This window comes from Paenibacillus sp. WLX2291 (genome assembly GCF_046603665.1).
Classification (GTDB): Bacteria; Bacillota; Bacilli; order Paenibacillales; family Paenibacillaceae; genus Saccharibacillus.
Genome location: NZ_CP176755.1, coordinates 5,508,335 through 5,534,451, shown reverse-complemented (window position 1 = coordinate 5,534,451; position 26,117 = coordinate 5,508,335). Strand labels below are relative to the sequence as shown.

The 26,117-nt window shown below is 48.7% G+C and carries 16 protein-coding genes; 12 read left to right on the top strand and 4 right to left on the bottom strand.

Features of this window, described 5'->3' with window-relative positions:
• Nucleotides 1-329 precede the first annotated feature (329 nt).
• From ACDE64_RS23640 to ACDE64_RS23625, 4 genes are read right to left on the bottom strand one after another with little or no spacing between them, the layout of a single operon-like run.
• Nucleotides 330-1,154 carry an ABC transporter ATP-binding protein gene (locus ACDE64_RS23640; protein ID WP_411344492.1) on the bottom strand — a complete coding sequence of 275 codons (825 nt, stop codon included), beginning with the start codon at nucleotides 1,152-1,154 and terminating at the stop codon, nucleotides 330-332.
• On the bottom strand, nucleotides 1,154-2,185 hold the full coding sequence (locus ACDE64_RS23635) for a FecCD family ABC transporter permease (protein WP_411348561.1): 1,032 nt from the start codon (nucleotides 2,183-2,185) through the stop codon (nucleotides 1,154-1,156). The genes ACDE64_RS23640 and ACDE64_RS23635 overlap by 1 nt, the downstream gene beginning before the upstream one ends.
• Nucleotides 2,182-3,240, bottom strand: a complete 1,059-nt coding sequence (locus ACDE64_RS23630) for a FecCD family ABC transporter permease (protein ID WP_411348560.1) — start codon at nucleotides 3,238-3,240, stop codon at nucleotides 2,182-2,184. The genes ACDE64_RS23635 and ACDE64_RS23630 overlap by 4 nt, the downstream gene beginning before the upstream one ends.
• Nucleotides 3,215-4,288: an iron-siderophore ABC transporter substrate-binding protein gene (locus ACDE64_RS23625; RefSeq protein ID WP_411348559.1), complete on the bottom strand. Its 1,074-nt coding sequence runs from the start codon at nucleotides 4,286-4,288 to the stop codon at nucleotides 3,215-3,217. Before ACDE64_RS23625 ends, ACDE64_RS23630 begins: the two co-directional genes overlap by 26 nt.
• Before the next feature lie 791 nt (nucleotides 4,289-5,079).
• Between ACDE64_RS23625 and ACDE64_RS23620 the strand changes: the two genes are divergently transcribed.
• The 12 genes from ACDE64_RS23620 to ACDE64_RS23565 all read left to right on the top strand — a co-directional run bounded on the left by ACDE64_RS23620 (nucleotide 5,080) and on the right by ACDE64_RS23565 (nucleotide 25,852).
• Nucleotides 5,080-6,705, top strand: a complete 1,626-nt coding sequence (locus ACDE64_RS23620; RefSeq protein WP_411348558.1) for a xylulokinase — start codon at nucleotides 5,080-5,082, stop codon at nucleotides 6,703-6,705.
• Complete coding sequence (locus tag ACDE64_RS23615) at nucleotides 6,699-7,394, top strand: L-ribulose-5-phosphate 4-epimerase (RefSeq protein WP_411348557.1); 696 nt, start codon at nucleotides 6,699-6,701, stop codon at nucleotides 7,392-7,394. The genes ACDE64_RS23620 and ACDE64_RS23615 overlap by 7 nt, the downstream gene beginning before the upstream one ends.
• 90 nt (nucleotides 7,395-7,484) lie before the next feature.
• Nucleotides 7,485-8,909 (top strand): L-arabinose isomerase, encoded by a 1,425-nt coding sequence (gene araA, locus ACDE64_RS23610; protein ID WP_411344486.1) that lies wholly within the window; start codon nucleotides 7,485-7,487, stop codon nucleotides 8,907-8,909.
• A 467-nt stretch (nucleotides 8,910-9,376) separates the two neighbouring features.
• The gene (locus ACDE64_RS23605) at nucleotides 9,377-10,777 is read left to right on the top strand and encodes a sugar porter family MFS transporter (protein WP_411348556.1); all 1,401 of its coding nucleotides are present in this window, start codon (nucleotides 9,377-9,379) and stop codon (nucleotides 10,775-10,777) included.
• A 282-nt stretch (nucleotides 10,778-11,059) separates the two neighbouring features.
• The gene (locus ACDE64_RS23600) at nucleotides 11,060-12,382 is read left to right on the top strand and encodes a PQQ-dependent sugar dehydrogenase (protein ID WP_411348555.1); all 1,323 of its coding nucleotides are present in this window, start codon (nucleotides 11,060-11,062) and stop codon (nucleotides 12,380-12,382) included.
• A 137-nt stretch (nucleotides 12,383-12,519) separates the two neighbouring features.
• Entirely contained in the window at nucleotides 12,520-15,675 is a 3,156-nt protein-coding gene (locus ACDE64_RS23595; protein ID WP_411348554.1) for an S-layer homology domain-containing protein, read from the top strand.
• A 243-nt stretch (nucleotides 15,676-15,918) separates the two neighbouring features.
• Nucleotides 15,919-17,055 (top strand): glycoside hydrolase family 43 protein, encoded by a 1,137-nt coding sequence (locus ACDE64_RS23590; RefSeq protein WP_411348553.1) that lies wholly within the window; start codon nucleotides 15,919-15,921, stop codon nucleotides 17,053-17,055.
• A 159-nt stretch (nucleotides 17,056-17,214) separates the two neighbouring features.
• A complete protein-coding gene (locus ACDE64_RS23585) occupies nucleotides 17,215-17,454 on the top strand; it encodes a hypothetical protein (RefSeq protein WP_411348552.1) in 240 nt (79 codons plus the stop codon).
• 249 nt (nucleotides 17,455-17,703) lie between these two features.
• A complete protein-coding gene (locus tag ACDE64_RS23580; RefSeq protein WP_411348551.1) occupies nucleotides 17,704-19,245 on the top strand; it encodes a malate:quinone oxidoreductase in 1,542 nt (513 codons plus the stop codon).
• Nucleotides 19,246-19,766: 521 nt separating this feature from the next.
• On the top strand, nucleotides 19,767-20,558 hold the full coding sequence (locus ACDE64_RS23575) for a carbohydrate-binding protein (protein ID WP_411348550.1): 792 nt from the start codon (nucleotides 19,767-19,769) through the stop codon (nucleotides 20,556-20,558).
• Nucleotides 20,559-21,004: 446 nt separating this feature from the next.
• Nucleotides 21,005-25,075: a glycosyl hydrolase 53 family protein gene (locus ACDE64_RS23570; protein ID WP_411348549.1), complete on the top strand. Its 4,071-nt coding sequence runs from the start codon at nucleotides 21,005-21,007 to the stop codon at nucleotides 25,073-25,075.
• Between the two features lie 198 nt (nucleotides 25,076-25,273).
• The gene (locus ACDE64_RS23565; RefSeq protein ID WP_411348548.1) at nucleotides 25,274-25,852 is read left to right on the top strand and encodes a TetR/AcrR family transcriptional regulator; all 579 of its coding nucleotides are present in this window, start codon (nucleotides 25,274-25,276) and stop codon (nucleotides 25,850-25,852) included.
• Nucleotides 25,853-26,117: the final 265 nt, after the last annotated feature.

The following is a 26,117-nucleotide window of genomic DNA, read 5'->3' as shown; positions in this document are numbered from 1 at the left end:
ATACAACATGGGCGATATATGGCTGAAGCAGTAAATCATTGTCCCCATACCTATAGATAAACTCCAATATATACGTGTTGAGGTATATTTTACATAAAAAGAAAGCTATATCATACCCCGATTGACGTATTCTTTAGTAAAGCAAAATCCAAATTAGTAAAAGAAGGTGGTCACTGTATGTTTATCACAATGATAATGTGTATCCCACAATCATTGGATTACATCTAAATTCTTCGCTAATATAATAAACACCACCGTAGCGCATTATGGCAAGATTCCCTATGCTCACGGTGGTGTTTGATTTCGTTTATTATCAACTTGAAGCCAAGCTAATCAAGCAAAGCATGTGATTCCGCCTTGAAATGATACCGCCCCTTCGGCACGACCATCGGCGAGCCAGATACCGGATCGGGAATGACCGTACAATCCAGTCCAAAAATCTCCTTCACCCGCTCACTCGTAATCACATCCGCAGGTGAACCTTGTGCAATCAGCCGTCCGGTGTGCAGGGCGAAGATATGATCAGCATAACGCGCTGATAGATTAATATCGTGCAGCACCATCACAATCGTCGTGCCATGCTTGCGATTCAGATCGGTCAATAGATCCAGAATCTCCACCTGATACGTAATATCCAGAAACGTCGTCGGTTCATCGAGAAACAGAATATCGGTTTCCTGTGCTAGCGCCATAGCAATCCACACGCGCTGACGCTGCCCGCCAGATAGCTCGTCGATATTAGCATTGGCAAACTCGGTTATATCCATAATATCCATCGCTTCCGCGACTGCTTCATAATCCTTTTTGCTCCAGCCACTGAACAGCGATTGATGCGGGAAGCGTCCGCGTCCGACTAGATCGGCAACGGTGATGCCTTCCGGTACAATGGGCGATTGCGGCAGTAGTCCGATCACGCGTGCCAGCTGCTTGGATGGGATTTTGCCGATAGGTTGGTCGTTCAGCGTCACACTGCCGGATTGCGGCTTGATCAGGCGCGCCATTGTCTTCAGCAGCGTGGACTTGCCGCAACCATTGGCACCGATCATCACGCTGATCTGATTGCCGGGGATGGATAGGTCGATACCGTGAATGACCGTTTTGTTCTCGTACCCTGCGACAATCTGCTCTGCCCGAAACGTATGTGTTGGTTTCATTATAGTTCGCCCCTTTGATTCATACGGATTAACAAGAAGACGAGATACGGCGCTCCGATCAGTCCAGTGATGACTCCCACCGGAAACCGATACGCAAAGGCAAATTGTCCGATCAGATCGGCAGCGAGCACCAGATTCACACCAACCAGTCCCGCTGGCAGCACATTGGAGAAGCCTACCCCAACCAATCGCCGCGCAATCGGTCCCGCTAGAAACGAGACAAAGGCAATTGGTCCGGTCGTAGCAGTTGCCATCGCGACCATACACACGGCACTCACAATCAGTGCAATTCGCGTCCGATCTGTACTAACACCAAGCGAGGATGCCGCCTGTTCTCCTAGCTCTAGCATATCCAGATGTCGTCCCAGCACCAGTACAATCGGTGTGCCGATCAGCACAAGGATGAGCAGTGGTGGCAATTCATCCAATTGCGAGCCGTTGAGACTACCGGTCAGCCAGCGAAGCGCGGACGGAATGTCCTTTTCCGAACTGATTAGTAGCAAATACGAGATCACTGCATCCAGCATCGCCTGAATCCCGATTCCGGTCAGAATAAGCCGCCCGATGGAAAAGGATTTGCCCCGCGACAGCATGTAAATGAACAATGTCGTCACCAATCCGGCAACTACCGCCGCGACCGAAACGACGGCACCGCTCGTTTGCAAAATAGCGATACAGAATACCGCCGCTGCACTCGACCCGGATGTAATGCCGATCACATTCGGATTGGCAAGTGGATTACGCAGCATCGTTTGAAATACATAACCAGCGATTCCAAAAGCAAAGCCTGCCAGCAGCCCCGCCAGCATACGCGGCAATCGAATCGTACTGACGGCAAACGACACGCCCTGAATCTTCCCCCCCGTCAAGGCGCGCAGCACGTCAGGCAGCGGATAGATCGTATTGCCGAGCATTAGCATCGCACAACATAACGCAAAGGCAAGAACGGCGAGCGATACAGTCACCAGCATCCAGCGACGGCGGCGCTGCTGACGTCCGGTACGAATAAAGGAGATCGTCTGTGTACTCATAAGGACCTCACCTTGGAGCGCATCGCCAGCATGATCAGAATCGGCGCCCCAATAAAGGCAGTCACGACCCCAACCTCCAGCTCGCCCGGATTACCGACCAACCTGCCGCCCACATCAGAAATTGTCAAAATAATCGCGCCCGCCAGCGCCGACATCGGAATCACGAATCGCAGATCCGGTCCGATCAATAGCCGTACCAGATGGGTAGACAACAGCCCGATAAAGCCGATTGGTCCCGCCAGTGCTGTTGCCGCACCGCATAACAATACGCCCGCTAGCGCAGCGATCATACGCAGTGTGCCTGTACGCACCCCGAGTCCAGTTGCGACCTCATCGCCCAGCGCCAGCGCATTCAACGCCGGAGCCGTAATGAAGGCAATAATCAGCCCGATAATCAGAAATGGCAAAAAGGTCATAATCCCGCTCCACGTCGCCGAACCCACACTGCCTACCTGCCAGAACCGAAACTGATCCATCACATGCGAGCGCGGAATCAGAATCGCCGTTACAAATGAAGATAGAGCCGCACTGATGGCGGCTCCAGCTAGAACAAGTTTAATGGGCGTAGCACCGCCACGCCCCATGGAGCCAATACCGAATACAAGTACAGCGGTCAATGCTGCTCCGACCAATGCCAGCCAGATGTACTGATTCGGACTGCTAATATTCAGAAAAGCAATGCCGCACACGACGAACAGCGAAGCACCCGTATTCACGCCGAGAATACTCGGATCGGCGAGCGGATTGCGGGTGACCGACTGCATCAGCGCGCCGGATACTCCGAGCGCGCCGCCGCAGAACAGACTGAATACCGTGCGTGAGATGCGCTTGCGCACGATGTTGGCACCGTATGACTGCGCATTTGGATGAAACAAACCGTCGATCAATTCTCGAAACGAAATCGGTCGTGAACCGAGCATTAGCGAAGCGACAATGCTGACAACTAGCAAAATCATGCATAGGATTATCACCAGTGCCCAATGCTGCGGCAGATGGCGACGCGGCTGCTCGGTATGCGGAGTCGCTATATTATCCATTGTTTTTGTCGAGCGCATCGCCAATCAACTTCAGATACTCATCAATTGTGTATGAAATGGACAGCGGGTTTGGTGTACCGGCAGCAACCAGCGGTGTATCACTGGAGATGAAGGCAACCGAGCCACGTTGAATTGCTGGAATTTTACCCAACAACGGATCAGCTTTGACTGCTTGATACAGCTTGTCATCGCCATAACCGACGATCAGATCGGCATCGTTTAACGCTTCTGCATTTTCCGCACTCAGATTAAGAGAGTAGCTAGTAGGATCGGTAATTTGCTTGGTTACACTTTCCGGGTACTCCATGCCGAGTTCATACAGGAACGAGACGCGGGAATCGACCGGTGTGTAGATGTGCAGCTTGGACAGATCATCAGCAGAGAAGTTTACCCAAACGACTTTTTTGCCTTTGATTTGTGGATAGGCGCTTACTTTGTCGTTGATCAGCGCTTCGGTATCCTTGATCAGCTGTTCGCCTTCTTTTGCCATGCCCATACCGGTTGCATTCAGTGTGACTTGTTCACGCCATGTTGTTGCCCACGGTGCTGTCGGATAAGCGACAACAGGAGCAATTTGGCTCAACAGATGGTAATCTTCCTGCGTAATACCGGAGTATGCTGCCAGAATGACATCTGGCTTGGAATCAGAGATCGCTTCAAAATCAAGTCCGTCTGTATCTTGAAATACGTTCGGATTGGTCGCGCCCAGCTCTTTCAGCTTTTGCGCTGTCCATGGCAAAATGCCGCTGTCATCCTGCACGCCAAAGTTCGCTGCGGAGAAGCCGACTGGTACAACGCCCAGTGCCAGCGCCACGTCCTGATTTGCCCATTGCACAGTAGCGACGCGTTCCGGTTTTTTCTCAATGACGGTTGTGCCCAGTGCATGTTTGATCGTGATCGGATATTGAACATCATCGGTTGCAGTCGCCGCCGTTTCGGATGTACTTGCTTCGCTGGCAGCTGGTGTTGCCGTATTGGTGGACTGATTGTTTGAACAACCAACCACGACGAACATCAGCAGAGCCGACAGAATCAGAGCCAACGAGGAAAATGTGTGTCTGTTCATTATGAGGAACCCCTTCCGTAATGCATAAATTGAGTTGATAACGCTATGTATGGCAATGAAATCTGTTAACTGAGTATATGGATAGCACAGATAACGATAGATAGAACATGATAATGATTATCAACCTCACTCAATATAGCTTTTTCACAAAACCGATGTCAATGAAAATGAGTAAATATCAGCAGTTTTTGATAGATGTATACAAATAATGTGAAACTATTGATATATGCTTTATACAAATGAAATGTACGTACATATGTAATAGTCAAGTCTGGAGTTAAACGTAAAAAGGTGAATTTTGCAGGATAAAGTAGTAAAAAGAAGCATTTATTTTGTTAGTGAAGCGTTTTCTTTGGTCATTAGCGATACAGGATGATTGTGAAATTGACAAATGTACGTACAATATCTATACTGAACAATGTTAGCAAAAGAAAACGCCTTCTTTTAGCGTTACGATGGTGGAGATTGCAGTAATATAGGCATGAATGCCGCGTAATCACTCGTTTTATGGCGTTTTGTAGAGACTCAATAGAATGATTCAAATTGTAATTATGTATGCGCTCTACTCACATTGATGCTCATCATTTAGCAGCATCAACGAGATATAGAACGTAAACAACAACATATGGTATGTACATTATCCGGTAAGCGCTTTTCTGGCGCATGACGGAATCTGATTGTATAACAGCACAGCAAATAGCAATGATCCGGCAAGCAGTTCATAGATGCAGGCAGGATGCGGAGTGCGGACAAGCATATCCAGCGCATTTGGGAGAGGGGAATACGTGATCATGAGTCAGGTGGACGTAAAGGATAGTATCGCCAGCGGTGCAACATCGCTCGGAATCGAATTTGGATCGACCCGGATCAAGGCAGTTCTGATCAATGAGCAGTTTGAGAGTATTGCTTCCGGTAGCTATGAATGGGAGAACCAGCTGAAGGACGGATATTGGACGTACGATCAGCAGGACATTATTACGGGTCTGCAAACCGCATACCGCGAGATGAAGCAGGATGTGCAGCAGCAATACGGGATTACGCTGGAGAAGGTCGGTTCGATCGGCTTCTCAGCGATGATGCACGGGTATGTCGCCCTCGACAATGACGGCAAGCTGCTCGTTCCATTCCGCACTTGGCGTAATGCGACAACCGGTCAGGCGGCAAAAGAACTGACGGAGCTGTTCCAATTCAATATTCCCGAACGCTGGAGTATTGCCCATCTGTATCAGGCGATTCTGAACGAGGAATCCCATGTACCGCAACTGACATTCCTGACTACACTGGGCGGTTACATACACTGGCTACTAACTGGCAGCAAAGCAATCGGCATCGGCGATGCATCCGGTATGTTCCCAATTGACGAATCCAGTCACAATTATCACCCGGATATGGTCAAGCAGTTTGACGAGCATGTGTCAGGCAAAGGGTATCCGTGGAAGCTGGAAGATCTGTTGCCACAAGTGTATCGCGCTGGTGAAGTTGCCGGAACGTTGACTGCGGATGGCGCGAGATTGCTTGATCCGGCACAGCATTTGCAGGAAGGCATTCCGCTTTGTCCGCCAGAGGGCGATGCCGGGACGGGTATGGTCGCGACCAATAGCGTACGCAAGCGCACGGGTAACATCTCGGTCGGTACATCGGTATTTGCGATGATCGTATTAGAAAAGGAATTGTCCAAAGTGTACCCGGAGATTGATCTGGTGACGACGCCAGATGGTAGCCCGGTCGGCATGGTACACGCCAACAACTGCTCCAGTGATATTAACGCATGGATCGGATTGTTCCGTGAATTTGCCGAAGCGATGGGTTATGAAGCAGACAGTGCGAAGCTGTTCAGCGTCATGTTCAATAAAGCGCTCGAAGCCGATCCAGATGGCGGTGGATTGCTCAGCTACGGCTACTATTCCGGCGAAAATATTACCGGTATCGACAAAGGGCGCCCGCTGTTCGTTCGCTCGCCGGAAAGTCGCTTCAATCTAGCGAACTTTATGCGCACCCATCTGTTCAGCGCATTCGGCGCACTCAAGATCGGAATGGATATTTTGACCAAAAACGAGCATGTCGTAATCGATAGCATTCTGGCACACGGCGGCTTGTTCAAAACACCGGTCGTTGGGCAGCGTATCGTTGCAGCAGCAATGAATGTACCGATCTCGGTCATGTCGACTGCTGGTGAAGGCGGCGCATGGGGTATGGCACTGCTGGCGTCCTACATGATCAACAAGGACGAGAGCGAACGTCTGGATGACTATTTGGAAAACAAAGTATTCCACGATGTGGAAGGCGAGCAGGTTGCACCAGTTGCAGCCGATGTCAGAGGATTTGAAACCTTTATTGAGCGGTATCAGCAAGGTCTGGCGATTGAGCAAGCTGCTGTCGATCATCTGCTGGAGAACGGAGGAAACCAATCATGTTAGAACAACTCAAACAGGAAGTCTATGAAGCGAATCTGGAATTGCCGAAGCACGGTCTGGTGAAATTCACATGGGGCAACGCAAGCGCGGTCGATCGTGAGAGCGGATTGTTCGTCATTAAGCCGAGCGGTGTTAGCTACGAAACGATGAAGCCAAGCGATATGGTCGTTGTCGATCTGGACGGCAATGTGGTGGAAGGCGAGATGCGTCCTTCTTCTGATACAGCGACCCATGCGGTGCTGTACAAGCATTACGAGCAAATCGGCGGTATCGTGCATACGCATTCCACTTGGGCAACGATCTGGGCGCAAGCCGGTCTGGATGTGCCAGTGATGGGGACGACGCACGCCGATACATTTTATGGTGCGGTGCCATGTGCGCGTTTCCTGAACAAGGATGAGGTGGATCGCGGGTATGAAGCCGAGACGGGCAACGTGATCATCGAGACGTTTGAAAAGCGTGGTCTGGATGTGATGGCAATTCCGGCGGTTCTGCTGCACGGTCATGCACCGTTCACATGGGGCAAGGATGCCAAGTCTGCTGTCGTGAACAGCGTCGTGCTGGAAGAAGTGTGCAAAATGAATCTGTACGCGCGTCAATTGAACCATTTTGCTCAGGAGCTACCGCAAAATATTCTCGACAAGCATTACCTGCGCAAGCACGGCAAGGATGCGTACTACGGACAGAAATAGACCATGATGTTCATTCCAAACTACGTAACATACCAGTTTGATACTTGAAATATGGATTGTATATAACTTTAGCGAAAAGAGGATGATTTCATGTCAACAGCAACAGACAAGCAATTCTGGTTCGTCGTAGGTTCCCAGCATCTTTATGGTGAAGAAGCACTCGGACAGGTCAAAGATAACGCACAGAAGATCGCGGATTCTCTCAATGCCAGCGGCGTATTGCCTTACCCGCTCGTCCTGCAAGATCTCGCTGTCAGCGCGGACAAAATCACCGAAATTATGAAAGAAGTTAACTACCGCGACGAAGTAGCAGGCGTGATCACATGGATGCACACCTTCTCTCCAGCCAAAATGTGGATTCGCGGTACGAAGCTGCTGCAAAAACCACTGCTGCATCTGGCAACACAATATAACGAAAATATTCCGTGGGCAACGATCGACATGGACTTTATGAACTTGAACCAAGCGGCACACGGTGACCGTGAATACGGCTTTATCAATGCTCGTCTGAACAAACAAAACAAAATCGTAGTCGGCTATTGGGAGCGCCCAGCTGTCCAACAGCAAATCGCTGATTGGCAGGATGTAGCTGTTGCGTACAACGAAAGCTTCAATATCAAAGTGGCACGCTTCGGCGACAACATGCGTAACGTTGGCGTAACCGAAGGCGACAAAGTAGAAGCGCAAATTCAATTCGGCTGGACAGTCGACTACTTCGGTATCGGCGATCTGGTAGAAGTGATCAACGCGGTTACTGAGCAAGAAATCGACGAGCTGCTGTCTCAATACGGCGAGCTGTATGAATTCGACTATGGCACCAACAGCAAAGAAGACTGGGAAGCTAGCGTACGTGTACAAGCAAGCTATGAGATTGCGATCAAGCGCTTCCTCGATCAAGGCGGCTATACCGCGTTCACAACCAACTTTGAAGATCTGCATGGTATGAAGCAATTGCCGGGTCTTGCTGTACAGCGTCTGATGGCGCAGGGCTACGGTTTTGCTGGTGAAGGCGACTGGAAAACAGCCGCTCTGGATCGCCTGCTGAAAATTATGAGCCATAACGAAAATACTGGCTTTATGGAAGATTACACCTACGAGCTGGGCGAAGGACAGGAAGCGATTCTGCAATCGCATATGCTGGAAGTTGACCCAACGCTGGCAAGCAGCAAACCGAAGATCGTCGTATCTCCACTCGGCATCGGCGACCGTGAAGACCCAGCACGTCTCGTATTTGACGGCAAAGCTGGTGAAGGTGTCGTTGTCTCGATGGCAGACTTCGGTACACATTACAAGCTGCTGATCAACGAAGTATCCGCATTCGAACCAACCGTTCCCGCTCCGAAGCTTCCGGTAGCACGCGTACTGTGGGAAGTGAAACCGAACTTCCAAGACGGCGTGAGAGCATGGATCGAAAATGGCGGCGGTCACCATACTGTCGTTTCCCTGAACCTGACTACCGATCAGATCGTCAGCTACGCGAAGCTGGTTGGTCTGGAGTATGTAGTCATCAAGTAATACCCATCATAAGAGTTACCAGATGACCGGGACGATCTGTTATCCAGCGTTCCGGTTATCTTATCCCATACCAGAAGTTCACCTAAGACGCCCAAGAGATGACAGAAGAAACCTGGTTTTGCAAACGCTATATATTTGGCGATCACGAAACAGTCTTTGCACAGGAATACACTGTCACATCGGAAGGCGCACGCGCTGGAAGAAGGACAGAATACCTGCGCAAAGACTGTTTTTTATTTGGTCATATTAGGTGGGCAAAAGGGACAACCATATACGCTATTGAGCGTATCATGTTCATATTTCCATAGCTTCATATCCGGGATGTACGACAATTCAACAACATGTAAGCGCGAATCCAATTGGGGTTTCCATATTTTTATACAGAGAGAGATGGATATCAACAGTGGGAATGAATGATCATGCGGTAGACCGCAGGCGTTCATTGTCCGGATGAGGAGATGGAAACAATGCAAGACAGCAAAACAATCTCAAGTCGATTTATCTACTTTTTCGGTTCGTTTGGCGGGATTCTGTTCGGTTACGATATCGGTGTCATGACAGGCGCGCTCCCATTTCTGCAAAGTGACTGGGGCTTGCAAGATAGCGCGGGCATTATCGGCTGGATTACCGCTTCTGTCATGTTCGGGGCGATCTTCGGCGGTGCGTTAGCAGGGCAAATGTCCGACCGTCTCGGTCGACGGCGCATGATTCTGCTGTCAGCGCTCGTATTCGTGGTTGGCTCTGTGCTATCGGCGATAGCGCCGCATAACGGTTCGTATTATCTGATCTTCGTACGCATGTTCCTCGGTCTGGCAGTCGGTGCCGCTTCGGCGCTCGTACCCGCGTACATGTCGGAGATGGCTCCCGCCAAGCTGCGTGGACGCTTGTCCGGTATTAACCAGACGATGATCGTATCTGGTATGCTGCTATCGTATGTGGTCGACTTTTTGCTCAAAGATCTGCCGGAAGTCATGGCATGGCGCCTGATGCTCGGTCTGGCTGCCGTACCAGCGCTCATTCTGTACTTTGGTGTACTGCGTCTGCCAGAATCGCCGCGTTTTCTAGTCAAACACAATAAGATCGACGAAGCACGCAAAGTGCTGAGCTATATCCGTCCAGCACATGAAATTGATGCCGAACTGGCACAAATTCAGGACACTGCCAAGCAAGAGAAAAGTGCAGTCAGCGCATCGTGGAGCAAGCTATTCAGCGGCAAGTACCGCTATCTTGTCATCGCTGGTGTCGGTGTCGCTGCATTCCAACAGTTTCAAGGTGCTAACGCAATCTTCTACTACATTCCGCTGATCGTGGAAAAGGCAACTGGTACATCTGCAAGCTCGGCACTGCTGTGGCCGATCATTCAAGGAATTATTCTCGTGATCGGCTCGCTCGTATTCCTGCTGATCGCGGATAAATTCAAACGCCGGACACTGCTGACACTGGGCGGTACGGTGATGGGTCTTTCCTTTATCCTGCCAGCGGTGATCAGCTGGATCATGCCGAATAGCAATCCGATTATGATCGTCGTGTTCCTGTCCATCTATGTCGCAGCGTACTCGTTCACATGGGCACCGCTGACATGGGTTATCGTCGGTGAGATTTTCCCGCTCGCGATTCGTGGTCAGGCGTCCGGTGTAGCATCATCGTTTAACTGGATCGGCTCGTGGCTGGTCGGACTGCTATTCCCAATCATGACCGCCTCGATGTCGCAGCAGACCGTATTTTGCATCTTTGGTGTCATCTGTCTGCTCGGCATTCTGTTCATCCGCACGCGTGTACCGGAAACGCACGGTCATACGCTAGAAGAGATTGAGGAGAATGGTGTTCAAAAAGCAGTACAGACGCAGACTTCCAATGCACGCGCTTGATATGAGGGTTGATATGTCATTGGCATTGGATACGAACGTATAGGATACGCTTTTGCATAAACAGCAACAGCTCTAATACAGGCATTCCCTATGATCTAGAAAAACATTTCTGGTCAGATGGGAGTGCCTGTATTTTGCATTTAGCGATGATCCGGTGTATATCCATCGTAGTGTACACTAGGGCTGTGCCTCTTTTTACAACGAAATGCTACGGATTCCGTGAATTCCGGTTCTTACCTCTATCTATGGGTAAAAATTGAAAAAGAGCGAAGGAGGAATATAATGCTTAATATGTATCCAAAAGGAAAAATATTAATCGCAGCTTTGCTGCTTGCCGCCCTGCCCGTCTCTGCCTGTGCGTCGCAATCCCAACTGACCGGTGCGTTGGCGGAACCGTCCGCCTCGTCGAGTTCATCCAATACAGAGGCTACGTCGCCTACATCTTCAACATCGAACACCAAAGATACAACTGACAAAATGACATCTTCATCGCAGCCATCGTCTGACACTTCTTCATCTGCTGGCATATCAGCAGGTACATCTTCCGGTACAACGGAAACTTCCAAAACGACAGCTTCGACAACGAAGCAAAACACTAGCATTACCGATTCGCTGAAAGGCGGCTACACTACAGCAGCAACGAAGCTGGATATCCCATGGTCGATCCAATTTTCCGGCGATACCGTATACATCACACAGCGTGGTGGTGGCATCGTGCAGATCAAGAACGGCAAACAAACCGTGCAAAAGATTCAGACTAAGAAAGCGCTGCGTGTCGTTGGCGAAGCAGGTCTGACCGGATTTGTACTTGATCCCAAATTCTCCAGCAATAGTACGGCTTACATTTACCATGCGTATGAACAGAACGGAACCGGATTCAACCGCATCGTGAAGATCAAACTGACCGGTGGCGTTTGGAAAGAACAGAAGGCGCTATTGGAAAACATTCCGGGCGGAACGATCCATGAAGGTGGACGACTCGCCTTTGGCCCAGATGGTCTGCTGTATAGTACTGCTGGTGAAACGAACCGCCGCGAGCTGTCGCAGGATCGCTCTAGCTTAGGCGGCAAAATCCTGCGCATGACCTCAAGCGGCGCCGTGCCTAAGGATAACCCTTTCAAAAATTCCTACGTCTACGCCTATGGACTGCGCAATTCGCAAGGACTGGCATGGACATCCAAAGGCGTATTGTACGCTTCCGACCACGGTCCAAGTGGCTCGCCGATTCCCGGCACGAACCAGACCGACCGCACCGGATTGGATGAGATCAACGTGATCAAAGCAGGTGCCAATTACGGGTGGCCAAAAGTCATGGGCAAAGAAACCGCTCAGGGCATTACCGCACCCGTCTATGTCGGCGGCACCACCGCTATCGCCCCATCCGGCATCGCCGCTACACCGGACGACAAGATTCTGGTCGCCACGCTTGCTGGCGAAAGTCTGAAGCTATTTGATCCGGTAAGCAAAAAGATGAGCAATATCTTGACTGGTGTCGGTCGTGTACGCGATGTGGCGATTCACAATGGGAAGATTTACGTGATCACAAACAACACCGCACGCGGTACAGCAGGCGCGAACGATGATCGGCTGTTGATTTTAAAATAAAACTATTATAGTTCCACCAAAAAATGAGGAATTTTATTGATTATTTGAAATAAATATTCATTTTTTGACTTGGGCTAACGATAATTAACTTGTAGCTGCAATTAGTTTACTAAATTACACATTTGGGAGGGGTTGCGTTGAACCAACGCAAAGTATTGAAGAAGCTAACTCTTTTGTTTTTAAGCTTTCTGTTAACGACTGTTACATTCACAGAATTCACAGGGGGATTTGCAGTCGCAGCTGCAAATGTAGACTATTCAAAGACCTATACATGGTCTAGCTTGCCTACTAACAACCACCCTTTGGCTGGTACAGCGCCATTGATGGCCTACGATCCTATCAATAAAAACGTAATTTTATTTGGTGGAGTAGCGGGGTCTCGTAACAATCAAACATGGCGTTGGGATAGCAATGGATGGACGCAATTAAATCCAGCTACAACTCCTTTAGCACGCAGTGGTGGCGGTCTTGCCTACGATCCGGTTACGCAAAAACTGATTATGTACGGTGGAGATGGCGGCGGTACAGATACATGGTCTTGGGATGGTACGAACTGGACAAAATTGACTCCAGCCCATAACCCGGGTGTACGGCGTATTCCTTATATGGCTACAGCACCATCTGCTAACAATGTAGCAGGCGGAATCGTATTGTTTGGCGGATTGGATACCAATAGTGGGAATTATGGTGATACATGGTTATGGAATGGTACAGATTGGACGCAAGCATCTCCAACTACCTCACCATCCGCGCGTTCTTTTGGACAAATTGCTTATGATTCTCAGCTAAAGCAAACTGTTTTATTTGGCGGAGTATCAGGAAATACATTCCTTAATGATACTTGGACTTGGGATGGAACCAATTGGACGCAAGTGATTACATCAGGTAGTGTACCTTCAGCCAGAGCTGGCGGCGGCATGGTATATGATGGTACACATATTGTACTTGCTGGCGGAGACGTTAGTGGAAGTCCAGCTAATGATACGTGGATTTACAGCAATGGTAACTGGTCTAAACAGACATTGAACAGTTCATTTACTGCTCGTGGTCATCTTGCTATGACATATGACGCGCAAGAAGAACAAACAATTGTATTTGGCGGATTCACCGCAAATGGACTTCCAACTGATACATGGGCATTAGAGAAAATTGCTCAACTCAATACAGGTACAGCCGAAAAAATTACAACAGCAACCGCTGATGTATATGGTGAGTTGACGGATCTGGGCAAAGCAGCAGTTATTGAAAAAGGGATCGAAATCACAAATGGTGACGATACGTACCGTTTTGCAGCAGCAGATACTAATCTTGGCGGATATACAATAAGCGCCACAGGACTGACTTCAGATACGGGCTATACGTATCGTGCTTATGCAATAGACGCACATAACAACACATCTTACGGCGATATTCGTTCTTTTAAAACGAAGAAGGTTTCTCCTCTTCTTCTGGATAGTTATGAGTATAAGCTGAGAATCGGCGAAACGCATAAAACAGTAGTACAATCTACGTATGGAGACGATAATACTCTGTTTACCGTAACAGACGGTGTTACTTTTAAATCGCAAGAGCCTGCTGTTGCATTGGTAGATGAGAGCGGTATCGTTCAAGGTATTGCAGAAGGGAATACAGTTATCACAGCTGTATATAATGGTGTAACAGCGGAAGCGGCTGTTCACGTGTATTTTGTAAAACCAGAAGTAGTGAAAATTTCTTCTGACAGTAATGCCGTTACATTGGAAAAAGGAAAAACACAAACTACAGTCGTACGCGCAGTGTACGATGACGGTACCAGCGCAATTATTCAGAATGGTGTAACGTATCAATCTTCGGATGAGAATGTTGCGACAGTAGACAGCAATGGTGTGATCACTGCTCACTCTAAAGGCTCTGCTAAGATTACAGTCACTTATATGGATCAAACATTTACTATTGACGTAACTGTAAAAAATAAAGACAAAGACGATTCAACAAACAGCAATTCGACGTCTGGCGGAGGTGGTACTTCAACACCTACACTACCAACTTTGCCTACAACGGAGCCAAATCCAGAAACCATTAAAGATCCAACTACTGGTGATCCGATTGCAGTTGTAACTAAACAAGATAAAGAAGGTAAAAAAGTTTCCAACATTACTGTCGATAGTCAAAAAGCGATTGATTCACTTGAAAAATCGAATCGAAACACATTGGTTATTCAATCCAATGATGATTCCGGTACGATCAATACTCAAGTACCAGCAACACTGGCAAAATGGCTGGATGAGAAAAATGGTTCTATCGAACTTCAAGCACCGATTGGTCGATATATTCTGCCAGCCAAACAACTCGGCGTCAATGAGTTGATTGCGCGAAACAATGCGGCGGCTAGCTTGGCTCAATTGAATCTCAACGTAACTGTCTCCGCGGCTTCGACATCGGCTGAACAAGCTATTCAAAATGCAGCAGCATCCAAAAACTACAGTGTAGTTGGATCGGCAATAAATTTCAATGTAACGTCTTCGTACAATGGAACAGAGTCGGCGATTCCGAATTTTGACCAGTATGCAGAGCGTCTTGTGCGTTTGCCGGGTGGATACGATCCTAGCCGCATTACAACTGGTATTATTTACGATCAATCTCAAACATCCTTCATGCATGTACCAACCAAGGTTGTGCAGATTGACGGTGAATATTATGCGAAGATTAACAGTCTAGTAAGCAATGGTACGTATGCGTTGATCTGGAATCAAAAAACATTTGCAGACACAACGAATCATTGGGGCAAAGCAGCAATTGACAATATGGCTTCTCGTCTAGTTATCGAGGGAGTAACTGATACCACATTTGATCCAAACCGTGATATTACACGCGCAGAGTTTGCAGCTATTGCTGTTCGTGCTTTTGGTCTGCAAGATACAACTGCAACTGGGCAATCATTTAGTGATGTAAACGATGGAGCTTGGTATAGTTCATATGTAGATACTGCTTCCGCTTACGGTTTATTGAATGGCTACAATGATGGTACATTCAAACCATCTCAAAACATCAGTCGTCAAGAAGCTACAGCTATTCTGATTCGTGCTACTAAACTGGCTAATCTAAATACAACCGCAGCAAGTACTAGCTCTCTCAATAGCTACAAAGATAGCAGTCTGGTATCTAGTTGGGCGAAAAACGATGTAAGTTATGCAGCAGAGAATGGTATATTGCAAGGTAATGATGTAGGTTTTTTAAATAGTAAGAACCCAGTAACACGTGCTGAAACTGCTTCTATGATGGAGCGTATTCTCAAATTTGCTAATTTGATCTAGATTTTAGAATCTTAGTTACTATGAATTAAATAGAAAATAGTTTCAATGGGCTCACTTCTGCATGTTATTGAAGTGAGCCCGTTTTATTTTGCTAATATAAATATAATTTTGATTTACCATTCAATGCATATGAGTCAGAATGTTGCAAAAAGATTTTAAAATAAAATAAAATAAAATAGAGTTTCTCATTATATTGAAAGCGTATACAATCAAATTAACAAACATCCAAAGGAGTTGTTCCCCATGCCTGCATACAACACCGCTGCCGACGTTGCTCATCCGCAAACCGGTCATCTCTTGTCCGATATTCCTGCCCACGATCCGTTTATTCTCGCGGATCACCAAACTCATACATACTACCTCTATACCGGCGGCGCACCGTGGCTGAACGGGATGGAGCGTTACGGCGTGCTGACTTATACGAGCACGGATCTTCAGTATTGGGAAGGACCTCATGTCGTCTTCACGATCCCCGACGATACATGGGCACATCCGCAGCATGGTGCATGGGCGCCGGAAGTGCATGAGCATGAGGGTAAATACTATCTGTTCGTTACGCTACATAACAAGGAGCGTATGTTGGACGGCGAACCGATTCAAGGATATGACAAACATTGGCGTGGTACAGTCATCGCGGTCAGCGACTCTCCGGCAGGTCCTTTTCTAATGAACAACAGTGAACGTCCGATTGTACCAGAAACGATGATGACGCTGGATGGCACGCTGTACCGAGATGAGCATAACGATCCGTGGATGGTGTATTGTCACGAATGGGTGCAGACGATAGATGGCGCAATGGAAGCGGTACGACTGAATGAAGACTGGTCGGCAGCAGTAGGCAAGCCGATGCCTCTGTTTAGCGGATCGGCAGCACCTTGGCTGTCGTCCCAACCTTCATCCGACGAAGGGATACAGACTGTTCATAGCTCTGAACAAGCACCACAAGCGAAGAGTAACGACTCCAATCAACTACAACAGTCCGAGACTCATCATTCCCAAGACGTCGAACATCCGCAGCACAACAACGTTGACGAAGCGCAATTGATTTCGCATGAATCCGCTATGAACGAATCAGCAGTGTACGTCACTGACGGTTGCCAGTTGTATCGCACATCCGGCGGCAATCTGGTGATGCTCTGGTCTAGCTATGAGAACGACAGTTATGTCCAGACGATCGCCCGCTCGGTCAGCGGCAAGCTGGAAGGACCGTGGGAACAGCTGGAGCCGCTTGTGAAGGAAGACAGCGGGCATGGCATGCTGTTCCAGACTTTTGACGGACAATGGAAACTCATTTTGCATCGTCCATTCCCAATGCCAGAGTCGCGCTGTCTGCTGTTCGATATGGAGGATACCGGCGACAGCTTCCGGCTGGCAAGATAGAGTAGAACCACATAACATATAAAAAATAATATTATGTATACAGGTAGCGATGCATACATGTTGCTACAAAGGCAGAATAAAGCATCGTTACCCTCATCTTTAAATTATTTTGTATATGTAAAAAAATAAGTATAAAATGTAACCATAGGAGGGGTACATATGCAATTAAAGGATAGAATGGAAATTATACTGGAAGAACGATATTTTGATATGACAGAATTACGTACAGCAGTTGTTCATCATCTGCAAGCTCAAGGTATAGTCGTACAACCTATCGATTCCTATTCACTATGTTTGAACAATATTGCATATGTATTGCGCGAAAATAATGTATCTATGGGAGGAGTACCTGTTCAACGCGTATTGCTACGCAAAGTAACAGCAGAATCGCCCTGTTGATTTTCCATCCATTTAGCCCTTTTCGCGCAAAGTTTTCATTTTTTACCAACTCTAAATAGTATATAATTAGACGGTAAGAGTCGATAACATTTTTAACAGACTGCAATTGGGTTATAATGGAGTTAGCGGTTGTATATCGCTGTGACAGTTCTAGGATGTTCCTGAGTGGAGCCTTGCTTTCGTGTAGTACCAGAGCAGGAGCTACTGCTCTTTTTTGCAAATATACGAGATAAGGAAGGTTTTGTTTTTATGAGCAACGTACAGAAAAAAACAGACGTTATCTTAATCGGTGCCGGGGTCATGAGTGCGACGCTGGGATCATTGCTAAAAGAGTTAGCACCAGAATGGGAAATTAAAGTGTTTGAGAAATTGGCAAACCCTGGAGAAGAAAGCTCCAATGAATGGAACAATGCCGGTACCGGTCATGCGGCACTGTGCGAGTTGAATTATACGACCGAAAAGCCGGACGGTTCGATCGACATCACCAAAGCGGTGCAGATCAACGAACAGTTTCAGTTGTCCCGTCAGTTCTGGTCGCATCTGATCCAAACCGGTGTATTGCATCATCCGCAGCAGTTTATCAAGCCGATTCCGCATATGAGTCTGGTGCTGGGTGAGAGCAATGTTTCTTTTTTAAGAAAAAGATTTAAAGCGCTTACCGAAAATCCGTTATTCCAAGGAATGGAGTATGCGGAGGATGCAGCCAAGCTCCAAGAATGGATTCCGCTCATCATGAACGGACGCACGTCCAGCGAGCTGATTGCTGCCACGAAGATCGAATCCGGTACAGACGTGAACTTTGGTGCACTAACCCGCATGATGTTCGATTACCTCAAAGGTAAAGGCGTGCAAATGTATTACAAGCACAGCATCAAGGATATCAAGCGCGCAGGGGATGGTTCCTCGTGGAACATCAAGGTGCAGGATCTGAATACCGGGCGGGTGGAGCATCACGAGACACGCTTTGTATTTATCGGAGCGGGCGGCGGTAGTCTGCCATTGCTGCAAAAGACTGGCATTCCAGAATCGCGTCAGATCGGCGGCTTCCCGGTCAGTGGTGTATTCATGGTCTGTAAAAATCCAGATGTGATCGAACAGCATCACGCCAAAGTTTACGGCAAAGCCAAGTTGGGCGCGCCGCCGATGTCTGTTCCGCATCTGGATACCCGTTATATCGATAATAAAAAGGCACTGCTATTCGGTCCTTTTGCAGGTTTCTCACCGAAGTTTCTGAAGACGGGTTCGAATATGGATCTGATCGGATCGGTCAAGCCGAACAATCTGATGACCATGCTGGCTGCCGGGATGAAGGAAATGGGATTGACTCGTTATTTGGTACAGCAGGTCATGCTGTCCAACGAGCAGCGGATGGAAGAACTGCGCGAATTCATTCCCAATGCGAAAAGCGAAGACTGGGAATTGGTCGTTGCTGGACAGCGTGTACAGGTTATCAAGGACACGCCAACTGGCAAAGGGACGCTGCAATTCGGTACGGAAGTCGTAAGTGCCGCCGACGGTTCGGTCGCTGCTTTGCTGGGCGCATCGCCGGGCGCATCGACAGCAGTTCATGTCATGCTGGAAGTACTACGCCGCTGCTTCCCGCAGCAAATGCCAAGCTGGGAACCGAAGATCAAGGAAATGATTCCTTCATATGGAGTGTCTCTATCCCAGCATCCTGATCTGTTCCGCGACATCTTTGCTTCAACAACGAAGATGCTGGAGCTGGATCAAGGACAACCCGCCCATACCGGAGTGGAAACATCGCCGGATATGGTCACCAAAAGCATCTGAACTCGTCCAACAGATTCTGCTAAACAAGATATGATGTTGTAAAACGCTCGTGCTATTCCACATAGCCGACCATACAGGCTGCCAGACGGTGATGGGCCGTCGGCGAAGAACCAGCACATGAGGTTCTGCCGAAGGACTGGCAGCCTGCCGCCAAAGGATCATCCCGAGATGACGATAACAGCATAGACGAAACAACAAGATGAGGAACCTTTGATCAGAGCGGATTGAAGGTTCTTTTTGATATAGAAGTAGGGAAGAATAGGGATGGATCATTTCGATGTGCAGTGGGGATAGCAAGAGTGGGAGTAGAGCAGATGTGGCTACTTGTTGGATTGTTGTGGATGAGTGGCAAATCGTCCATATGCACAAAAGAGTGTTGATTTTGGTCAATATTGTCTTTTCGACAGAGGGACAATCCATGCTACACTGGCGAAGTATATCGATAGTTGGAAAAAGAGAAGAAAGCTGGATATAGAGAGAATCGATACATATTCATACCATGACAACGACGAGGTGAATGTATGACACAGTTAACCATTGCGATACAGGATGAGCACGGCAAAGTGAAAGCAGAGCAACAGGATACGGGCGAAGTGCATTTGGTCTATGCGGCGGCGTATGAGCCGGGCGATGTTATCGTGCTGAAAAGTGACGATACGCCGGTATTTCTGCGGATCTCACTGGATGAAGCGCTGGGCGAGGAACTGATTTACATGACTGGACAGGAATATATATTGCCGATTCCATTTGGCGAAAAGAAATCGTCGTACTCGCCCAAAACATTTGCCGGGGAACTGCATGTGTTGAGCGCTATTGTAGCGAAGCAACAAGAGGTTCACGCTTATCGCAATCTGGCGCGTAATGTGTACGATCATCATTGGAATGAGGCGCTGTTTCCACATGCACATGCGAATGTGGAGACGCGCGGGGAAGCGGTATTTGCAGCGCGGAATGCGATTAACGGCAATACGGTTACATTTTCACACGGCGAATGGCCGTTTGAATCGTGGGGGATTAATCAGAATTTGGAGGCGGCTTTTACGCTGGAATTTGGACGTGTGGTGCAGGTGGAGGAGATTGTGCTGTATCTGCGGGCGGACTTCCCGCATGACAGCTATTGGCAGCAGGTGACGCTGGAATACTCGGATGGCACGCGTCAGACTGTAGCATTGGAGAAGTCGGATAAAGGGCAGACGGTGGAAGTTGGCGGCAAACAGGTGGAGTGGGTGAAGCTGCATGAGCTGATTCAGGCAGACGATCCATCGCCATTTCCAGCGCTGACGCAGTTTGTGGTGTATGGGTCGGATAGGTAGATTACAGCATAGTTGCTTTGGATAAAAGGTAAAACGTAAATGACGAATCACCAGTAATAATGATTAACAATAACAAACGACGAGTGACAGCGAAGGGATAATCGCCGATTATGGTGGTCATCCCTTTTATTACATAGCGTCGCGTCTATCTATACATCGAGATGGGATTGAAAAAAGACGTCCACCATCTAAGACTGCACCCAGCTTATGTCTATTGTGAACTATGCTTGTATAACCTTTGACTATACCGTTGCAGATGAATTTCCATATTCTATGTATTGGCTCTCTAAACCCGTCAAACTGCTTGCATAAAAACACGAAATGTTGCAATCTTCCCATGTCCTCTGCTTCTGCCGTCTGCTATAGTGATCACAGCAAATATGTAAGCGCTTTACAAAAAGTGGGATTTGCATGTGGGCATTCGGTTTTGAAAGGGGATAAACAGAATGGGAAGCAAGAAACGGGTATCGCTGCTGATGTTGGCAGTGGTGATGGTGCTAGGCATGTTGCCGGTACATACGCCGCTGGCGTATGCAGCGAATGATGAGGATATTCCGCTGAACAACGCGGGATTTGAGAGTGACTGGTGGAGTGACGGGTCATGGAAAGTAGAGCCTTCGGATTGGGATCAGGTGAGCATTGAACGGTATGCGTACGCCAATGATCCTTTTATTACACCGTCCGAAGACACGTACGCATTCAAATATTGGATCAAAGATACAGCTAACGTACAGCAGCAGATTACACTTAGTCAGACGGTATCGTCTCTGCCTGCGGGCAGCTATGAATTGACTGTGCAATCAATGGGCGGTAGCGGCGCTGAAGCGGGGCATGTACAGGTATTCGCAGATACGAGTCAAGGCACCGAAGCAGCGACTACTGGCTACAACCAGTGGGGCGCGGTCAAGCTGCAATTTGTACTAACCCAGCCGACGGACAATGTGCGGATTGGCGCACATATTCGCGGAGCGGCAAACAGCTGGGGCTACCTGGACAGCTTCAAGCTGAAGCGTACGGGTTCGGATACAAGTCAGCCGGTAACATCGGATATTTTTGTGAAAAAGGTCGAGGGATTAAGTTCCGACTTTATCAAAGGTGTCGATGTATCGAGCATCATCTCGCTGGAACAGAGTGGGGTGAAATTTTACAATGAGCAAGGGCAAGTACAGGATATTTTCACTACATTGCATCAGTCTGGCGTGAACTATATCCGTGTGCGCGTGTGGGATAATCCGTATACCCCAGACGGCAAAGGCTATGGCGGTGGCGATAACGATCTCGCAAAAGCGATTGCCATTGGCAAGCGTGCAACTGCCAATGGGATGAAGCTGCTGGTCGATTTCCATTATTCGGATTTCTGGGCAGACCCGGGCAAGCAGCATGTACCCAAAGCATGGGCAAACCTGAATCTGGAGCAAAAGCAGCAAGCTGTCTATGACTATACCAAGTCCAGCTTGCAGCAGATTGTAGATGCTGGTGTGGATGTCGGCATGGTACAGGTCGGTAACGAGACGAATCAGTCGTTTATCGGGGAAAAAGATTGGAGTAGCATCAGCAAGCTGTTCAACAAAGGCAGTCAGGCGATTCGCGAGATCAATCCGAACATCCTGATCGCACTGCATTTTACGAATCCAGAGACACCGGGACGATATGCGTCATATGCTAAGGCATTGGCGGATAACGATGTCGATTACGATGTGTTTGCCAGCTCGTATTATCCATTCTGGCACGGCACATTGAGCAATCTGACTTCCGTACTCAAGCAAGTTGCAGATACGTATGGTAAAAAGGTCATGGTCGCGGAAACGTCCTACACGTACACGTCGCAAGATGGCGATGGACATGAGAATACCGCGCCACGTAGCTCTGGGCAGACTCTCGATTACCCGATTAGTGTGCAGGGACAAGCAACATCCGTACGTAATGTGATTCAGGCGGTATCGGATGTAGGTGCTGCGGGTATTGGTATGTTTTACTGGGAACCGGCTTGGCTACCGGTCGGTCCAGCAAGTGAGCTGGACAACAACAAAAAGCTCTGGGAAACGTACGGCTCTGGCTGGGCATCCAGCTATGCGGGCGAATACGATCCTGATGATGCAGGCAAATGGTACGGCGGCAGTGCGGTCGACAACCAAGCGTTGTTCGATTTTACCGGTCATCCGCTGTCGTCCTTGAATGTATTCCAATATGTGAATACCGGCGCAGTCGCGCCATTGAAGGTAGATGCGGTACAGCCAGTATCTATTACAGTCAATGCTGGTGATTCCATTCAACTGCCGGAAACGGTCAGTGTGACGTATAACGATGGCAGTACAGGTACAGTTAATGTGAGCTGGGATGAGCAGGCGTTGCAGCAGGCAATTGCCAAAGGTGCAGGCAGCTATGTGATCACAGGCAAAACGCAAGACGGTCACGATGCACAGGTCAATCTGTCCATTCGCAAGCCGAATCTGCTGCAAAATGGCGGTTTTGAGAACAGTGACCGCAGTATGTGGCATATTACGTATGGAGCGGGTTTGAGTCTGCACACCGATTACCAGAACAAAGCGTCGGATGCCAAGTCTGGCGACTATTCGCTGCATTTCTACAATGGCGATCCGGTGAATTTTACAGTAGAGCAAAATGTATATGGATTGAAGCCCGGCTATTACGATCTGTCGATGAATATTCAGGGCGGCAATGCCAACAACTCGGATATGAAGCTGTATGCGGTAAGTAACGGACAGCGAGAGGAGACGCCAACAAGCGTCAATGGCTGGGTGCAATGGAGCCAGCCGGTGATCCATGATGTGTACGTGGCAGATGGCGCGCTGACGATTGGTGCTTCTGTCAAAGCAGATGGCGGTGCTTGGGGTACGCTGGATGATTTCTATCTGACATTTGTCCGCGGTCTGGATGACAATACGCCGACTCCAACACCAACGCCGGAGCCAGTACCGACACCGGAACCTGTGCCGACTCCGCAACCGACACCAGAACCAACTCCAACACCAGAGCCAACGCCTGTACCAACACCAGTACCGGGTAACAATTCCGGTTCCGGCAGTTCATCTGGCGGTGGCGGCGGAAGCAGTTCTGCTAGTCAGAGTCAGACGATTCAGGTGAATGCGGGTACAACCAATGGCGGTTCTTCCGCCGCTTTCACGATTCAGCGTACAACGCGTGCTGACGGGTGGAAAAAGGATACTCTCAGCTATAACGCGGCTCAGGCGCGTACAGCATTGGATAGTATCAAAGCGGCAGGCGGTAATCATGTACGTCTCGTTCTGCCGGATCAGAACGACGAAGTGGCAGAACTGAACTTCAGCCTGCCAACGGATGCAGCCCAAACGTTGGCAACCGGAGCTGCTGGCTTGGAGCTGCAAAGTAATCATATCAACCTGACACTTCCTGCGACTACCTTGTCGTCGGTCAGCGCAGCGAGCCAGTTTACCATTCTTCCGGCAAAAGGCACAGCCGCGATTGAAGCTATCTCTCGTCGTGCACAGCAAGATCCTCTCGTACAGCAAGCAGTCGGTCAAAGTACTGTCGATGTGATCGGCACGCCAGTAACGATTGATACGAATGTACAGGGACAACCGGTACAATTGTCACTGCCGCTGCCAGCCGGAGCGATTCCGTCTGGTGTCACGGAGCGACAGGCATTTCTGGATCGTCTGGCAGTATATGTGGAGCATAGCGACGGCAGTAAGGAACTGATCACGCCGACTGTACAATGGACTGGCGATCAGCCGTCTGCTCTGCAATTTACGATTAGCAAATTCAGTACCTTTACCATTCTGCATTCGCAACAAAAATGGAATACTAGTCATACCGATACTAATGCTGGCAACAGTAATGCCGATGGTCAAGTGAAGCAGCATGCCGCCTATATGCAGGGATACCCGGATGGAACGTTCCGTCCATCGCGTACAGTGACACGTGCTGAGCTGGCAGTGATGCTGAACCGCTTGGCGACGTCTGCGCAGAATACAACGAGCAATACCGATGCAGCAGCGGTGCAACACAGTGGTAATACCAGCACATCTACTTCTACAACAGCAACTGGTATGTACAGCGATGTACCAGCGAGCAACTGGGCAGCACAGGCGATTGCATCAGCGACGTCTGCTGGCTGGATGACAGGATATGGCAATCATACCTTTGCACCGCAGCGCGATATGACACGCGCCGAAATGGCAACCGTGCTGGCGCGCTGGATGAAGAACAGCGATGCAGCTGGAACGACTACCTCTGCTACTGGAACTACATCTGCATTCAAGGATACCGCCGGGCACTGGGCGGCAACTGATATTGCTTGGGTACAGCAGGTAGGCTATATGAAAGGACAACCGGATGGCAATTTTGCACCGGATCGCACACTCACCCGTGCGGAAGCTGTTACCCTGTTTAACCGTGTACTGGGTGTAAATACACAAACCAATACAGGTAGTACAGGCACAACGCCAACATGGTCGGATGTACCTGCTACGTACTGGGCAGCACGCGATATCGTAGCTGCAACAGCAGAGAAATAAAATGAAGAATACGCAGAACGCTTCGGTCTTATGATCGGGGCGTTCTGTTTATTTTATCATCATTCTTTACTGATCGTTCCCAATATGATATGCTGAGTGCATTAATTCGATATCTTAAAAAGAATGGTCGTTCTCAAAATAGATTAGGATGTATACCTTTAATATAGACAATATGAACAGGGATGGAGGGGAGCGAACATGGCGCGGAGCAAGGAGTTTGACGATCAGGTGGTGCTGGATCGTGCGATGAAGCTGTTCTGGCAGCAGGGCTATGAGAAAACGTCGATGAACGATCTGACCGAGCATATGGGCATTCACCGTCGCAGCTTGTACGACACATTTACCGACAAGCATACGCTGTTTATGCTGACGTTGGAGAAGTTCGGTGTGCACAATAGCCATCGCGCACAGACGGCAATTGCGCAGGCAAGCACGGCACGCGAAGCGTTGGAATCGATGTTTGGTTATGTGATCGAGGGCGGGGAAGATGTGCCAGCAGGCTGTTTGCTGGTCAATTCGGCGGTTGAGCTGGCGGTGCGGGACAAGGAAGTCGATCATGTGGCGGTCACTGCTTTTGAGAAAACGGAAGATCTAATCGCTGGCGTTATTCGTCACGGACAGCAGACGGGCGAATACAGCAGCACACTGGATGTGGAGCAGATGGCAGCTTATTTGCACAATGCACTTGTCGGTTTACGTGTATTGGTACGCACCTCGACCGATAGGCAGAAATTGCGCGAAATTATGGATATGAATTTGCGGTTGCTGCAAGGCTGATTGTGCCGCATACAGCAACCTGGGGTTTCATTTGAGAGATATTCCACATATTCGATATAGATTGTGAGTATGAAGGATAGATGAGGGATCTTTGAGATAACTATCAGATATTTGAGCTAGATGCGGAATGTTCAAAATGAGACGTGATAAAAAAACAAATTTTTTTACCTTATTGGGAATGATCGTTCTCAATGAAAAATGACCGATATACTGCTCTGCCAATACCGATCCATGCTGCCGGTTGGAGATTACTAATCGGCAGCCC